Below are 15,534 nucleotides of genomic sequence, written 5' to 3' on the forward strand. Positions count from 1 at the left end.
ATTAAGAATTAAATGATTCCAGACGTTTTAAAATTTTGAACATTTAACATATCTATTGGGTTCATCATTTTCCCGTCGTGTTCTACAAATCCAACAAATGTCGTACTCATATTCCAGCCCAACAAACCTTTTAACTCATCTGGAAAGTTTTTAACTGTTTCAGACGATAGAGATAAATAATGGTTTTCTTCTTGACGAAGGAACCCGAGATCGTAAGACATCGTTAAACCAATACGAGGCTCATGACTTACATTTGCTCCACCGCCGTGGTAGGTAGAACCAATCCATATTAAAGCATCACCAGCTTTCATTTCGGCTGGTATTGTTTCCTCTTCTTTAGGTACTCTTTGATCATCCCATAAATGACTTGCAGGAATAACGCGAGTAGCACCGTTTTCTTCGGTAAAATCAGTCACAGCAAACATAATTTGTACTCTAGCTTCACGTCCATACACAGGGTGTCGCCACATCCATACGGTATCATCACGATGTAAGGGCTGAGCCTTTTGACCTGGCCAAATTTGAATGGCTTGTGTCACACCCACCTGAATGTCGGGGCATAATTCAATTTTATTTTCACCACTCCATGCGTGTAGCGGCGTTTGAAGAATTGCTTTTGCAGTGTCCAAAAATAGCGGATTCATTGCAACTAAAGGCATTTGTGGTAAGCGGGCAAATAAACGACTCATTCGACGAGTTTTTGTACCAGCAAAATAATCATCTTCGCCGTCTGGAATCAACTCTAATTGCTTAGATAAGGTTTGATAAATATCTTGGGTGATTTCATCATTTAAAAAATTTTCAATAATGACACCACCATCTCTTTTAATAATCGAAACGATTTCATCGATTTGTGTATCTTTGCTTAATTTAACGAGTGACATAAGATTTCCTTATCAATCCTGATTGAGAATACTCCAAAGCATTTAAGTAAACTGCTTTGTTGTGAGATTGGTTTTCATACATATCTCTTCACTTTTCGTATTCATCGTTACAGTTCACTAAATTGTTAGATTGCTGAAAAATGCTATGAGCTTATGTATGTATTTGAATTAAGTGTTTTTCTGCAATGAAAAATTTATAAACTCTCATTGCTATTTGTTTGTGGAGCAAGAGTCTTCCTCAAGAAACTAATCTGATCATTGAGTACCGCGCTATGCCAAGATTCCGTATAGAAATCAAAATGATCAATTGGATATTCGAGTAGTTTAGAAGGCCCTTGAATCAGACTTGCTGTTTTTCGAGCTGGGTCAGGTGGTGCAATTTGGTCATTAGAACCGACTTGAATTAAAGTAGGGCACTTAACTTTTTTTGCAAAAGTAACTGGTCGGTTGTATGAGACTTCCAGAGCTGCACGAGCACAGACTTCATTACGCCAAGTGGGACCTGCCATTGCGGTATAACTTTCTTCAGCACCTGGGGTACTAATCATGGCAGCGGTACCAGGTTGCCCAACAATTGGAATAAGATGCGGAGGGCGTTGTGCTATGGCATGAATTAAATCCTTTATGCCATGACCGATAGCCGTTGTTATTTGCTTTATCCCTCCATATTGGAAAACTTGTTTTAAAGCTGCTAAACCATCTGTAGCAGGATTCATGGATATAACTGCTGATACTTTAGGATCTTGTGCAGCAACTACAACGACATGACCACCCGAATACGAAGTACCCCATAGTACAATTCGATCTTGATCAACGAATGGTAAACTTCGTGCAGCTGCGATCGCTGCATGATAATCCTCACGTTGGTTAATATAGGATACATGTTGTCTAGGTAAGCCTGCTGACTCGCCAAATCCACGATAATCAAATACGAATGTATCAAAACCTGCTTGGCTGAACGGCTCGGCAAAATCTAACAATCCTGTATCTTTTGTACCACCAAAGCCTGTTGCCATAACAATGCAAGGTCGGCCTTCAGAGGTCATAAACTCTTCTGAAGTTGAAGGGATATACCATGCAGAACAGGTAACTCCTTTGCTTATAAATTTAATATTTTCCATCATATTTTCCCTAATTGATTTTTGTCTCTTACTCGTACTCTAGATAAGAGATGAAAATGTAAATCGCCGTTGTTAAGCTTGGATTTTTATTTGTGCTGTCAGAGGTTCTTCTGTGATGACGTGGAGTTTTTTCTTGATTTGAGGATTTGAAAACAGCAACTCTTTATCAAACACAGAACCTTTATGGAGTCGTTCAAGATCGAATTTATAATCTTGTTTTACAATCCATGGGCCTTGTGTACCTGCCATTGGAAATTGTGCAATGCTTCGTTGGATGTAGCCTGAGTTCAAATCTACAAATGGAATACGTTTCATGTTTTTATTACTAATTACAGGCGTGAATGTTCCATATTTATTTTCATCCATGTAATCCAGTAATCTACAAAAGTGTTTCCAGACCAAATCAACTTTTAAAGTCCATGCAAGATTGGTATAGCCAAATGCAAAGGCGAAGTTAGGAACATCAGAGAGCATCATTGACTTGAAAATAGTGGTATCTGGGTAATTAATTTTTTTCCCGTCCACAATTAATTGAGTCTTACTAAATGCGACTGCGTTTAGACCTGTTGCGGTCACAATAATATCGGCTTCTAATGTTTTACCCGATTTAAGTAAAATGCCATCTTTGGTAAAACGCTCGATATGATCGGTTACTACAGAAGCTTTTCCAGTAGAAATTGCTTTAAACATATCTCCGTCTGGTACAACACATAAGCGTTCATCCCATGGATTGTATTTGGGTGAAAAATGAGTGGCGACATCAAAGTCTTTTGGTAGGTTTCGTTGTACATCTGAGATTAAAAAGCGACGCATGAGCTTCGGAAAGCGACGACTCAAATTGTAGACGCCTCGAGTCAAGGCAATATTTTTACGGCGAATAAGATCGAAAGCACGTTGTGGTGAGAAAACACGATTGAGCGCGTTCGCGATTGAATCTGTACTTGGGGCAGCCATGACATAACTTGGCGATCTTTGAAGCATCGTGATGTGCTCAACATCCTGAGCCATCGCTGGAATTAAGGTAACAGCTGTAGCACCACTACCAATGACCACGACTTTTTTGCCAGAATAATCTAGGTTCTCTGGCCATTGTTGAGGATGGATGATTTGTCCTTGAAATTCCTCGGTTCCCTTAAACTCAGGTGTATAACCGTTATCATAGTCATAATAACCTGTACTCATCAGTAAGAAACGTGAACGGAAAGTAGTTAAACTTTTTTGATCTTTACGTTTTACTTTAACTATCCAAACGCCTTCTTGTGATGAGAATTCGGCACTTGTCATATAGTGACCAAATCGAATATGAGATTCAATGTCGTTCTCAGTAATGGTTTCTTGTAAATAATCACAGATCATTTGAGCACTGCCAAAAACCCTTTTATTGGTCCAAGGCTTAAAGCCAAATGCAAAAGATTGCATGTCTGAATCTGAGCGAATACCTGGATAACGGAACAGGCTCCATGTGCCTCCAATTTCATCACGGCCTTCTAGCATAGTGAATGTTGTATTCGGTCTATATTTTTTTAAATGGTAGGCTGCACTAATACCTGAGATCCCTGCACCGATAATTAAAACATCAATAATAGTATTTTGATTTGATGTACTCATATCCTTTTCCTCTTTACACAATTTTAATAAATTGAGCATCAGTTATATTCTCTAAGATGATGATTTTTATAATCTTCATCTTCCCTGATGAACAAAGTCCTTGATCCAATCCATTTTCACTTCGATTTAAATCTAAGTGAGGTTTAGGTATGTGTGAATATTATTAAGCTAATAATTACACACTGTCAATGACTGCATGTAATTATTGCTTGCAACATAGATAGACTAATTAATACAGTCTTGTGGAGGATAAATTTTTTAATTTAAGATTTTGATTTTTATAAATTATATTTTATTTTTAATTAAGTGATTTCTTCTTGTATTACGTCATTAGCATATATGATAAGAGGGGATAAAGACTTGTCGAAAGATTTTTTAATACCTACAATGACGCCATGCCAAAAGGAAATAGGACAGTATGACAACCTCTCGCCGTAGACCTAAACATGATCCAAAAGAATCTGAGCGAGAAATATTAGAAGCTGCTGAACAGTTTTTAAATGAACATCATTTTCGTGACCTCAATATTGATGAAGTCATGCGACGTACAGGCTTAAAACGTCCAGCTTTTTATGTCCATTTTCGTGATAAACACGATCTTACGCTCCGTCTTGTTGAGAATATTGCTAAAGAATTGTTCAGTATCACAGAACGGTGGTTGGCAGGAAATAATCTTCAAGACGATCTAGAGCGTGCCTTAGTCGACTCTATAAATGTCTATATGCAACATGGTCGTTTATTAAGAGCTTTTGTCGAAGCAGCAAGTGGAGACGAACGTGTTGATACTGTTTATCGAGCTATAATTCAAGACTTTATCAAGGCTGCTGCTCAACATATAAGAGCGGAACAACAAACAGGGAACATTAAACAAAATTTAGATGTCGACGAAACAGCAAAAGCACTAATCTGGTTGGAAGAGCGTTATCTTTCAGAAGCATTCGGCCGTTCATCTCCTGTAGAACCAGAAGTCGTTATCCGTGTACTTCGAAATATTTGGACTTCAACACTTTATGTGAACAAATAAAAATCCACCTATAATTTGTCGATCTTATATTTAAAAATATTTTATTTATTAGTTGGTTATAATAAAAACTATAACTATGAACAACTGATTTTTCTATAAATTACACATAGTCATTGACACTGTGTCATTAATTTTATAGCTTGTATTTTATTCACTTTGATTAATACACGTAATCTTAGTGAACAAATAAATTGCTAGGTAATGAGTGATTTAACAAAAATTATAATTTAAGGATAAATAATGGAAAAATCTCTAAGCATGGATTGTGCTGAGTTAAGAGCGCACTTGGAAATCGTAAAAAATACTTTCGGAAACGACCCAAATAAATATTTCTTTAGCCGAAAATTTCAGGTGAAATCTGGGTTAATGATATTTAGCGTAATTGGTATTTGTTTTAGTAGTTATAGTCACGCTTCAGCACTTGACCAGTCTGGGCAGTCAATACTGCCATTTTTAGAGGCTGGTAATTATGCAGAAGCAAATGCTTTCGCTGTTGATCCTTCTGTTTCTGGTGTAGTTCATGATCGTCCAGATCTTGTTCGACCTAACCAGAGTCGCGATACTGGAAATATTGGGCAAGATAATCAATTTTATACTGCTGCATTAAAGCTACAACTTACAGACCAATTCAGTTTTGGTTTACTTTACGATCAGCCTTTTGCTGCAAAAACAGCTTATCCACTTCTTCCTAATAATAGTTATTCAGATGATGCCAGCCGTGAAGGTACTTCTGTAAATGTAAAAAGCCAAAATTTAAGTTTTATTTTGGGTTATTCACCTATTAAAAACTTTCAAGTTTATGGCGGACCTGTCTATCAAACTGTAGAAGGAGATGTCTCTTTCAGAGGAATGGCATATACCGAAGCTTTTAATGGATACAATGCTAAATTTAAAGAAAAGGGAGAATTGGGTTGGCTCGTAGGAGGAAGTTATCAAATTCCTGAGATTGCGCTTAAAGCGGCTGTAACTTACCGTTCAAAAATTAAATATGATTTTCAAGTAGATGAAAACATCTTTGGTGAGCCATTACAATACACTGCGCCAGCAAAGACAAAAGTCGAAACGCCTCAATCAGTAAATATCGATTTTCAAACTGGTATTGCTGAAAAGACGCTTGCTTATATGAGTCTGAGATGGGTGAATTGGAAAAAATTTAATATTCGTCCAGTGCAATACAATGCTCTTACTGCAAACTATATGGATACATTAACTGGAGGAGCATACAAACAAGGCATTGATTTGGATTCTTACCAGAAAGATCAATATACAGTGACTCTGGGACTGGGACGTCAGTTAACTGACCGTTGGAGCATTGCATCTGATATGGGGTGGGACTCAGGTACGGGTAATCCTGCTTCAACGCTTGGACCAATGAAAGGCTATTGGTCTTTTGGTCTTGGTGCTCAATTTAACCCAACGCCTAACTATTTTATTGCTGCTGGCGTAAAATATTTCTGGTTAGGAAATACTAAAGCTGAAGGTGGTGGCTATTATTTACCAATCGAAGGTATAAAAGAGTTTTCAGAGCAGGCTGAGTTTAAAAATAATCACGCAATTGCATATGCATTAAAATTTGGATATCGGTTTTAAATTAAGAAGAGTAGTTAAATTCAACTACTCTTATTCTAAAGCTTTAATTAATTTTTACTTAAGAATATCCTTAATTATGTAATTAAATGAAAAACAATAATTAATTAAATAATTTCTAGCCAATTTCACATTGACACCTTAATTATTGAAGATTACCATTTGCCTGCTGGCCACATTGCCAGTCGGTTTTAGCAGACCGGATATTATCTCCCACATCAGAGTCATTCCTTCTGAGGAATAGTCTTATGTGGTGAACTACTCGTTCCCTCCCGTAGCGGTAGGACGGGAGAGGGACACCTTCGGGTGTGCTAGTTTGAGATAATACTAGTCTGCTAACCCTCTTCCGTTCTGCCACCATAATTTTAATGGTCTGGCAGAACTCCCTATAGAAGGAGTTGGCTTTGCACATTCATTATTTCTTGGCATTCATTGCCAAAAGCTGTAACGACACAACTTAAAAATTTAAAGCAGCTTGATCACCAAAAGGTTTTCAGGCTTTAAGTCATTACGGCTCAAAAAACTTGCACCAACAATAAAACTTGAGATGTGCCAAGCACAGTCTTACGGCTTTGCTATGCCTTTTTTTCTCCTAAAAAAGTATCTCATTTAGAAACAACAAGAATTTATAACGGAAAAACTATGCCACATTTAGAAATCTCTTCCAAAAAACTAAAGGTCGTCCAAACGGCGATACACTTATTTACCACTCATGGTTTTCACACAGCGGGAATAGACCTGATTGTGAAAGAGTCAGAAATACCCAAAGCCACGCTTTATAATTTTTTTGGCTCAAAAGAAGGTCTGATTGAAATGTGCATTGTCTTTCAAAAAAGCCTGCTTAAAGAAGAAGTACTAGCGATCATTTATTCAAACCGCTACTACACTTCAAGTGACAAACTCAAAGAAATTGTACGTTTACATGTCTGTTTTAATAGCCCTTATCATTTGCTGTTAAAAGCCATATTTGAAATTAAACTCGTTTATTCGCAGAGTTACCGCATGGTAGTTGAATATCGAAAATGGCTACTTCATGAGATTTTTGATCTGATTTTTAGTCTAGAAACTTGTGCAATAAAACCAGATGCCAGCATGGTGTTAAACCTAATCGATGGTTTGATGTTCCAGTTTTTAAGTTCCAATAGTTTGGAAGAAAGGGATCTGGTGCTAGAGCAGTTTTTTAAATCAAGTATTTGAATATAAAAATTAATTTAAAAATGTGATGCGATGAGTAGAGCATAAGCGCCATGCGATGAACCGAAAAGTTAATATTTTGACTTTTGGGGGCTAATATTGTTATTTTTTACGATAATCGTAAATTGATTATGAATAACGTAATTAAAATGAAAGTAATTGAAAGCGCAACATGGAGAAAGGATGACCATGAAAGAAGTTGCATTAAGTGATTTGATCAATCAGCAGAAGGTTGGATGCTATCAGAAATTTATTTTGTTTACCTGTTTATTGCTGATGATTATGGATGGGTATGACATTCAGTCTATGGCTTACGCAGCCCCAATGATTATAGAAGAATGGGGCGTTCATAAAACCATGTTAGGCGTTGTGTTTAGCGCCAGCTTATTTGGTTTGTTTGTTGGATCATTTTTATTGAGTTCACTTTCTGACCGTTTTGGCCGCCGTCCAATATTACTGATCTCAACCTTTATGTTCTCCATATTGATGCTAGTGACACCACATGTCGGCAATATTGAGCAATTGACTGCAATCCGTTTTGTTACAGGAATTTTTTTAGGAGGTATTATGCCAAATGTCATGGCTTATAGCTCCGAAATTGTTCCATATAAATCTCGTATTTTCACCATGATGGTTATTTCTTGTGGTTATACGGTCGGAGCAATGTTGGGAGGAGGCATATCAGCCTTATTAGTTCCTTGGGGAGGATGGCAGGCGATTTTCTATTTTGGCGGTATTGTTCCTTTAATTATTTTCTTTATCACGTTCTTTAAGTTACCAGAGTCTTTATATTTTTTAAGTGAAAATAGCAAAAACACACCCAAGATTTTGTTTTGTTTAAAGAAATTTTATCCTGCATTAACTTTCAATTCAGAGATGAAAATCATCAATACTGCTGAAGTTCAGGTTAAGAAGTCACCGCTTGAGTTATTTAAAAATAAGCGTGCGTTTTTTACCTATTCTATCTGGATCATCAGTATTTTAAACATGATCAGTCTCTATTTTCTGGCGAACTGGCTACCGACTTTGTCCAAAGAGTCAGGGCTTTCATTAAATCAGGCATTAATGATCGGCTCTACCTTACAATTGGGCGGTACGATTGGTAGTATTGTGATGGGCCTTAAAATCGATAAGACTGGATTTTATAAAGTATTAATTCCTGTTTTTTGGGTTGCAGTGATTAGTGTTGCTTTAATTGGCTATGCTGTTAGCCATATTGTTTTATTATTCATCATCATTTTCATTGCGGGCTTTGCAATTGTTGGTGGGCAACCTGCCATTAATGCGCTGTCTGCAAGTTATTACCCAGTTTCACTTCGTACCACTGGGGTGGGCTGGAGTATTGGGATTGCCCGTTTGGGTTCGGTCATTGGGCCGTTATTTGGGGGCTATCTTTCTCAATTTCTGGTCATTACCCATTTATTTGTGATTGCTGCGATCCCTTCGTTGTTCGTTATTATCATGCTGATGATTCAGGTGAAGTATCGGTCATAACGCTATTTATAAGTGAATGAGCGGGAGAGGTTGCTTGAGTATTTTTCCTATAATTAGAGATGTGAGAGTCGAGAAGAGGGCTCTCAGATTTAAAACTTGATTGTGCCAAGCTAGTCGATCAGACTGTTACAGCTCTAGATATTTTTTCAAATAGTGGCCTGTGAATGATTTTTCTGCTGAGAGCAAACTGGTCACAGTTCCAGAGAACACTAATTCACCACCTTTATCACCAGCTAATGGACCAATATCAATAATCCAATCTGCTTGGCTAATAATGTCTAAATTATGTTCGATAACGATGATCGTATTGCCTTTTTCAACTAAGCTATTTAATAAACTAATCAATTTTTCAGTATCAGAAGGATGTAAGCCTGTACTCGGCTCATCTAATACAAAAATATTATCCGTTTCATTGAACTCTTTTGAAAGTTTTAATCTTTGCCGCTCGCCACCTGAGAAAGTATTTAAGCGTTGGCCAATTGCAATATAGTCTAATCCCAAGCTTACCAATGAATTAAATTACAATCTTCAAAAAATTGACTCGCTTCTGTAACAGTCATTTTCAAGATTTCAGCAATGTTTTTATCTTTATAGTGATATTCCAGCACTTCTGGGGTGTATCCTGAGCCGTGACAAAGGTCACATGTCATTTCAACATCATCTAAAAATGCGAGTTCAATTTTTTCGATACCTGATCCTTTACATTGAGGACAAGCACCTTCGCTGTTAAAACTAAAGAGCTTAGCACTCACTTTATTTGCTTTTGCAAATAGCTGACGAATCGGATCAAGAAGGTCTAGATAGGTCAGTAAATTTGACCGAATGCTTGCAGTAATTGCAGATTGATCAATCACTTTTGTTTCAGGATATTGTTGCGGTAAGACTTTACTGATTAACGTACTTTTTCCAGAACCCGCAACACCTGTAATAACGCTTAGACAATTTTTGGGAATATCGACATCAATATTTTTTAGATTAAATAAATGGGCATTTTTAATCGAAATCCATTCATTACTCATACGTGGCATTTTCTTATAGGTATTTGGTCTTTTAAAAAACTGACCTGTTAAACCTGATGAGTTCTTTAATTCTTCGAAAGTTCCTTGGTAAATGATTTGACCACCATTGACACCAGAAAGAGGACCCATATCAATGACATGGTCAGCTGTTCGAATAAGATCAGGATCATGTTCAACCAGTAAAACACTATTTCCTTTATCTCTAATCTTTTGAATGATTTTAATAATATTATCTAAATCTTTTGGATGCAGCCCAATACTTGGCTCATCAAAAATGTAGAGCAGATCAACTAGACTATTACCCAAATGTTTAACCATCTTAATTCGTTGTGATTCACCGCCCGATAATGTATTACTCACACGATTAAGATTTAAATAACTGAGACCAACTAAGTTTAAGTTACTCAGTTTATTAATTAGCTCATGTAAAACGGTTTCAAATTTCTCACTTTTTATGGACTCTATAAACTCTAAAAGCATTGATACAGATAGAGCTGTACATTCAGCAATATTTTTTCCATTGATCTTACAAGATAAAGATTTTTGATTAAGCCGTTGGCCTTTGCATAAAGAACATTCTTTGGTTGTAATAATTTGCTCAAGCTTATTCCCATAACGATTTCTTTCCCGTGTTTCTCCTTTTAGAAAGTTACGTTCAAATCTGGTCACCAATCCTTCGTAAAGTGCAGTTTTTCTCCATTTACTTGTTGGATTCAAAGGCTTGTGCTGAGGAGCATACAAAAACAAGTTCCATTCTTTTTCACTATAATCTTTTAACTTTTTATCTAAATCGAAATAACCTGAATCTGCATATCGAGTCCAACGCCATGCTGTGGGTTGATAGGTAGGAAAATTGATAGCGCCTTCTTCATTTAAGGATTTATCTAAATCTAATATTTTATAAATATCAATTGTTTGTTCTAAGCCAATACCTTCACATTGTGGACACATGCCATTGGGATGATTAAAAGAAAAAACATTCGAATATCCAACAAACGGTTCACCCATACGTGAAAATAATAAGCGAAGATTGGCATAAATATCTGTAATTGTAGCAACGGTTGAGCGGATGTTACCTGTTAAACGTTTTTGATTAATAATGACAGGTACATTTAAATTCTCAATTTTATCAACGTCAGCCACGCCAAAATGCTGTAAACGGTTGCGTACAAAACTATCTTGAGTTTCATTAATTTGTCTTTGAGCTTCTGCGCCAATGGTTTCAAAAACTAAAGAAGATTTACCTGAGCCAGAGACTCCAGTAAAGACAACGATTTCATGTTTAGGGATTTTTAATGAAATATTTTTAAGGTTATTTTGTCTGGCTCCATAAATATTTATTGTTCTTTTAGTCATGTGTAATCACTTGAACTTAGGGATTTATAGTAAAAGTAAAATAAAATTGATGAAAAGGATGTACATGTTTCTTAAATGAATTGTTTAAATATTCAACTTATAGGGCTTAATTGTTAGGAAGCAGCCTAGAGAATCATTCTGGCTAAAGGTCTTAAGAATAGACTAAATTTGTCTAGGAAAGTGGTGGCAATCCACCACTAATAAAAATGCTGGGGCTACGATTTCTGTTTTGCTTTTTGGCGTAAGACATACAAATATAAGCTTTCTACTTTTTCACGTGCCCATGGTGTGGTACGTAAGAATCGTAATGATGATTTAACACTTGGATCTATGCAAAAACATCTAATTTCAATTTTACGGCTTAAGCCTTCGAATCCACCGTAGTAATCCAATAATTCATCCAAAATGTCAGCAAGTTTTTTGCCGTGTAAAGGGTCATTGGAGGCGCTCATAATAGATCAACAATATTTTGGGAGTCCATTATTATAACCTGAGCTAGTTGGAAAATGAGAGGGATTGCGAAAACACATCCCGAAGCGTATTCGGTTGTAATTGATTATCGAAACTGGCTGATTTCAGTTTTTAGACCTAAACAAGCCAGAGAGATTGTTTGAATATTTTTTAATGCATTGGTGTGAGTATTTGAAATACTGTATGTATTGCGGTGATAGAAATCTAAAGAATAGCTGTACACATGTACTATATCAGTTTTTATGAGCATGTAAAGTGATGTTTTAAAATATTTATTTAAATTTCAATTAGATATACTGTAGTTGAAATATTAACCAAGAGTTTAGGCAGGCTAAGAGTTTTTTTGATTTTAGCCCAAAATGCCATTTTCTAGACATAAATGTTCAAAAGGCGATTTAGGGAAAGAAATCTGTATAGCAGCAGCCAAGTAGCCAAAAATACAGCCCGTAAAGGTGGTAAGGAGCTTATGCGTTCTAGCTAGGGCAAAATAAAAGTGTAATTACATTTTAAGAAAGCTACCTAGAGAATTATTGTAGCCAAGATTAGAAATAGGGTTATACCACGTTAAGTAACTAAAAGTGCCAAGGCTTAGCTAGGTGCTTGAGCAACAGGTACAACTGAACAAGCTAATAATTTATTGCTGTAAAGAATAAACGGCGTAGCAGCACCATAGAGTAGCAAAGCATTATATATGGTAAGGTTTCCAAATATCTTATTTAACATAATATATATTATACGAAATGTTTTATAAGTAAGCCTTTGATAGCATTAAGCTTTTAGCTCTGGCGCTTTATCCTTACTACGCCTGCGCTCAGTTTTTGTTGCTAGCCTCTGATAGAAATATTGCATCTCATCTTTCTATTTAAATTTATGCTGCGACTTTACGTATCAGAAATTACTGCCATGTTTTTCTCAGTTCTCTTTTTTGGGTTTTTACTATCCTTAAACGCCTTAGATCATTATTTGGCTAAAAATTTAAAATTTGAATTAAATTACAGATGTGAAATTTATCTAACAGCTGAATAGCCAAATTTCGATAACCATATCTTCTCTACAACTATAAAGTAATTTCCTTACACTCATCTCATCTTGATTTTATTTAAGGACATAATTTAAGAATTAAATTCGATAAATTTAAGTCGTATTGTAGCTTAGCTTTATACTGAGATGCTTTATTAATTAAAGCTAAATATTCTTAATAATTGTTTAAAATACACTCAATATTGTTTTGATTGATTTAAGTTATTTATAGTTTAATTTAGATATAAATAATATGTGGAGCTAAAATCATAATTATATGATTAATTTTTTCCTACATATTATTTCATTAAATAATATTTATTTTTAAAGTATTGTGATTTTAAAAATACATTATAAAAAAATAAGATTATTTTCATTAAAGTATTTATTATCAATAATTTAATTTTACACAAACCAAGATTCAGTATTTTGTAAAAGTGTGATTTGATTAGCATTTTTAAAAGTACACCTATAAATTAATAACCATTTATATAAATAAAATAATTAATGAGACATAAGTCACATGTTATTTATTATTTTTTTAGAGAAATGAATTTACATATTGTTTTAAAATAAAAATTATTGTATCACTTGTATTAACTATTTAATAAATAGGTATATATAAAATGAAAAACAATATATTTAAAATTGTATTTTTGGCGGTGCTTTCCACTTCCCCACTATTTTGTTATGCAAATAACACAATAATGATTAAAGGAAATATTGTTGAAGATACATGTTCTACAGTAAATATTGAAAAAGAGTGTGCTCAAATCAATACTCTGAATACGACTATTAGTACTCAATATTTAAATAAAGATAATGTATTCAACTTGGCACGACATACAGAGAAAATGGATACAAGCATAGAAACGATAAGTGCTAATAAAAAAGTAGTTCTTGTTAACTACCATTGAATACTAGGGCAATCTTAAATTTACTTCTTACTTGTTTTATTGCCTTTCTCAAGAGCGAATCCTTCAACTTGAGTTCCATAGTTAGCTAAGTTAAGAATTCGCTCTTTTTGCTTAAAAAATGATAAATTGTTCACGTTTTTGTAAGCACAAGCAAAAATTATCCTATATAATCGCCTCATTAAAATTTTCTTAAAATAATTTTCCTTTATTGTATTGTTTCTTTTTCAGCTATTGTTGTAGTTATATAATATTAAATTTAATTTTTAAAAACAATCACTTATCATAAAAAGATGTATATAATTACATCTTAATGAATTGTGTATTTTTTCTTATTATCTATAAATAGTGTGATGTAGTTTGCATTTTGTTTAAAAAATGTTAGTATCGCCGCATTACTTTTCAAGATGTCAACCTCTGGAAAAGTAAGAGATTAAACTTTTATCCAGACTTTTTGAGAAAACACTATGAAAAAACTTGCTTTGATCGCTGCTCTTTCAGTTGTAGGGATTGCGAACGCTCAAGCGGCTGATGGTACAATTACAATTAATGGTTTAGTAACAGACAAAACTTGTGACATCGTTACACCTGCTGGTAAAGATTTCACAGTTACTCTTCCAACTGTTTCTAAACAAACTTTAGCTGCTGCTGGAAACGTTGCTGGTCGTACTCCATTCCAAATCAAATTAGCTAACTGTTCAGAAGGTAAAGTTGCGACTTACTTTGAACCAGGTGCAACGGTTGACTTCAATACTGGTCGTTTACTTAACCAAGACGCTGCTGGTGCTAAAAACGTTAACGTTCAACTTTTAGGTAGCAACAACCAAGTAATTCCAGTTCTTGCTGCTGGTGCAAATGGCGCTCAAGCAAACTCTCAATGGGTTGACGTTGCAGCTGCTGGTAGTGCAGACCTTAACTACTATGCTGAATACTATGCAACTGGCGCTTCTACTGCTGGTAAAGTGAACACTTCTGTTCAATACACAATTATCTATCAATAATTGATGGATGGTAGGGTTTCTATATTTTTATAGAAGCCCTATTTTTGTGTAACGCTTTTCCGAACTTCCTTGGCTGAGAATCCTGAAATGAAATTGAACAGTTATAATTTTTTGTTAGGTTTGGCATTTGCTTCAGCGGTAGTCGCACCTGCCTCTCATGCAGAAATTGTAATTCATGGCACTCGTGTAATTTATCCATCAGATGCTCGTGAAGTTACGCTACAAGTTAGCAATAACGGTTCAAAACCAGCACTTGTCCAAGCTTGGATTGATGAAGGCGACCCAAAAAGTACTCCGGATCAATCAAAAGTTCCTTTTATGATTGCTCCTCCAATTTCTCGTGTTGAAGCAACAAAAAGTCAGACTTTTCGTATTACTGCTCTACCCACTGCTTCGCAGCTAAATCAAAAGCAAGAAACAGTTTTGTGGTTAAACGTTTTGGATATTCCTCCAAGACCAACTTCAAAGAGTTCAGATGCGACACCTGATAATTTTCTGCAATTAGCAATTCGTTCACGTATTAAATTCTTCTATCGTCCAGCTTCGATTAAAGATGACGCGAACTTAGCTGCAGATAAGCTTCAATGGGTTAAATCTGGTCAAAACTTAATGGTAAAAAATCCAACTCCTTTTCATATCACAATGACCTCTGTTTATCAGAAAGTGGGTGATAAAAAAGTTGATTTGTTACCTGAAGGGCTTATGGTTAAGCCTTTTTCTGATGCATCTGTTCAGCTTAAGAATGGCAATGTTCAGGATATGAGTTTTATTAATGTGAATGACTACGGTGGTCGAGTCGAACACGCAATAAAGCTTCAATAATCAGATTTATCTTTTAATA

The 15,534-nt window shown here is 35.3% G+C and carries 11 protein-coding genes and 1 pseudogene; 7 read left to right on the forward strand and 5 right to left on the reverse strand.

Annotated features, from left to right (window positions below):
- Positions 1-8: 8 nt before the first annotated feature.
- The 3 genes from ABLB96_RS11520 to ABLB96_RS11530 all read right to left on the reverse strand — a co-directional run bounded on the left by ABLB96_RS11520 (position 9) and on the right by ABLB96_RS11530 (position 3,613).
- Positions 9-884, reverse strand: coding sequence for a phytanoyl-CoA dioxygenase family protein (locus ABLB96_RS11520; protein WP_348897495.1), 876 nt, complete (start codon positions 882-884; stop codon positions 9-11).
- A gap of 194 nt (positions 885-1,078) precedes the next feature.
- Positions 1,079-2,005: an alpha/beta hydrolase gene (locus ABLB96_RS11525; protein WP_348897494.1), complete on the reverse strand. Its 927-nt coding sequence runs from the start codon at positions 2,003-2,005 to the stop codon at positions 1,079-1,081.
- 72 nt (positions 2,006-2,077) lie between these two features.
- A complete protein-coding gene (locus ABLB96_RS11530; RefSeq protein WP_348897493.1) occupies positions 2,078-3,613 on the reverse strand; it encodes an NAD(P)/FAD-dependent oxidoreductase in 1,536 nt (511 codons plus the stop codon).
- A gap of 418 nt (positions 3,614-4,031) precedes the next feature.
- Here ABLB96_RS11530 and ABLB96_RS11535 point away from each other — a divergent pair, with 418 nt between their 5' ends.
- The 4 genes from ABLB96_RS11535 (at position 4,032) to ABLB96_RS11550 (ending at position 8,912) form a co-directional block, all read left to right on the forward strand.
- Positions 4,032-4,637: a TetR/AcrR family transcriptional regulator gene (locus ABLB96_RS11535; RefSeq protein ID WP_348897492.1), complete on the forward strand. Its 606-nt coding sequence runs from the start codon at positions 4,032-4,034 to the stop codon at positions 4,635-4,637.
- A 240-nt stretch (positions 4,638-4,877) separates the two neighbouring features.
- Positions 4,878-6,227, forward strand: coding sequence for an outer membrane protein transport protein (locus ABLB96_RS11540; RefSeq protein WP_348897490.1), 1,350 nt, complete (start codon positions 4,878-4,880; stop codon positions 6,225-6,227).
- A 639-nt stretch (positions 6,228-6,866) separates the two neighbouring features.
- Positions 6,867-7,421, forward strand: coding sequence for a TetR/AcrR family transcriptional regulator (locus ABLB96_RS11545; RefSeq protein WP_348897488.1), 555 nt, complete (start codon positions 6,867-6,869; stop codon positions 7,419-7,421).
- Positions 7,422-7,607: 186 nt separating this feature from the next.
- Complete coding sequence (locus ABLB96_RS11550) at positions 7,608-8,912, forward strand: MFS transporter (protein WP_348897544.1); 1,305 nt, start codon at positions 7,608-7,610, stop codon at positions 8,910-8,912.
- Positions 8,913-9,038: 126 nt separating this feature from the next.
- On the opposite strand, the pseudogene ABLB96_RS11555 reads toward ABLB96_RS11550, so the two are convergent.
- Together ABLB96_RS11555 and ABLB96_RS11560 are read right to left on the reverse strand one after the other, a co-directional pair.
- A pseudogene (locus tag ABLB96_RS11555) lies at positions 9,039-11,287 on the reverse strand (ATP-binding cassette domain-containing protein).
- A 215-nt stretch (positions 11,288-11,502) separates the two neighbouring features.
- Positions 11,503-11,739 (reverse strand): VF530 family DNA-binding protein, encoded by a 237-nt coding sequence (locus ABLB96_RS11560; RefSeq protein WP_086176896.1) that lies wholly within the window; start codon positions 11,737-11,739, stop codon positions 11,503-11,505.
- Between the two features lie 1,665 nt (positions 11,740-13,404).
- On the opposite strand from ABLB96_RS11560, the gene ABLB96_RS11565 reads away from it, so the two are divergent.
- The 3 genes from ABLB96_RS11565 to ABLB96_RS11575 all read left to right on the forward strand — a co-directional run bounded on the left by ABLB96_RS11565 (position 13,405) and on the right by ABLB96_RS11575 (position 15,515).
- The gene (locus ABLB96_RS11565; protein WP_348897486.1) at positions 13,405-13,695 is read left to right on the forward strand and encodes a hypothetical protein; all 291 of its coding nucleotides are present in this window, start codon (positions 13,405-13,407) and stop codon (positions 13,693-13,695) included.
- A 464-nt stretch (positions 13,696-14,159) separates the two neighbouring features.
- Positions 14,160-14,693: a fimbrial protein gene (locus tag ABLB96_RS11570; protein WP_348897484.1), complete on the forward strand. Its 534-nt coding sequence runs from the start codon at positions 14,160-14,162 to the stop codon at positions 14,691-14,693.
- Positions 14,694-14,780: 87 nt separating this feature from the next.
- Entirely contained in the window at positions 14,781-15,515 is a 735-nt protein-coding gene (locus ABLB96_RS11575; RefSeq protein WP_348897482.1) for a fimbria/pilus periplasmic chaperone, read from the forward strand.
- The last annotated feature ends 19 nt before the right edge of the window (positions 15,516-15,534 follow it).

The sequence above is a fragment of the Acinetobacter sp. XH1741 genome, assembly GCF_041021895.1.
Taxonomy (GTDB): Bacteria; Pseudomonadota; Gammaproteobacteria; order Pseudomonadales; family Moraxellaceae; genus Acinetobacter.

Bases quoted from the DNA above. Each gene is read 5' to 3' on its own strand.
- ABLB96_RS11520 (WP_348897495.1), bottom strand. From the start codon at position 884: ATGTCACTCGTTAAATTAAGCAAAGATACACAAATCGATGAAATCGTT.
- ABLB96_RS11525 (WP_348897494.1), bottom strand. From the start codon at position 2,005: ATGGAAAATATTAAATTTATAAGCAAAGGAGTTACCTGTTCTGCATGG.
- ABLB96_RS11530 (WP_348897493.1), bottom strand. From the start codon at position 3,613: ATGAGTACATCAAATCAAAATACTATTATTGATGTTTTAATTATCGGT.
- ABLB96_RS11535 (WP_348897492.1), top strand. From the start codon at position 4,032: ATGACAACCTCTCGCCGTAGACCTAAACATGATCCAAAAGAATCTGAG.
- ABLB96_RS11540 (WP_348897490.1), top strand. From the start codon at position 4,878: ATGGAAAAATCTCTAAGCATGGATTGTGCTGAGTTAAGAGCGCACTTG.
- ABLB96_RS11545 (WP_348897488.1), top strand. From the start codon at position 6,867: ATGCCACATTTAGAAATCTCTTCCAAAAAACTAAAGGTCGTCCAAACG.
- ABLB96_RS11550 (WP_348897544.1), top strand. From the start codon at position 7,608: ATGAAAGAAGTTGCATTAAGTGATTTGATCAATCAGCAGAAGGTTGGA.
- ABLB96_RS11560 (WP_086176896.1), bottom strand. From the start codon at position 11,739: ATGAGCGCCTCCAATGACCCTTTACACGGCAAAAAACTTGCTGACATT.
- ABLB96_RS11565 (WP_348897486.1), top strand. From the start codon at position 13,405: ATGAAAAACAATATATTTAAAATTGTATTTTTGGCGGTGCTTTCCACT.
- ABLB96_RS11570 (WP_348897484.1), top strand. From the start codon at position 14,160: ATGAAAAAACTTGCTTTGATCGCTGCTCTTTCAGTTGTAGGGATTGCG.
- ABLB96_RS11575 (WP_348897482.1), top strand. From the start codon at position 14,781: ATGAAATTGAACAGTTATAATTTTTTGTTAGGTTTGGCATTTGCTTCA.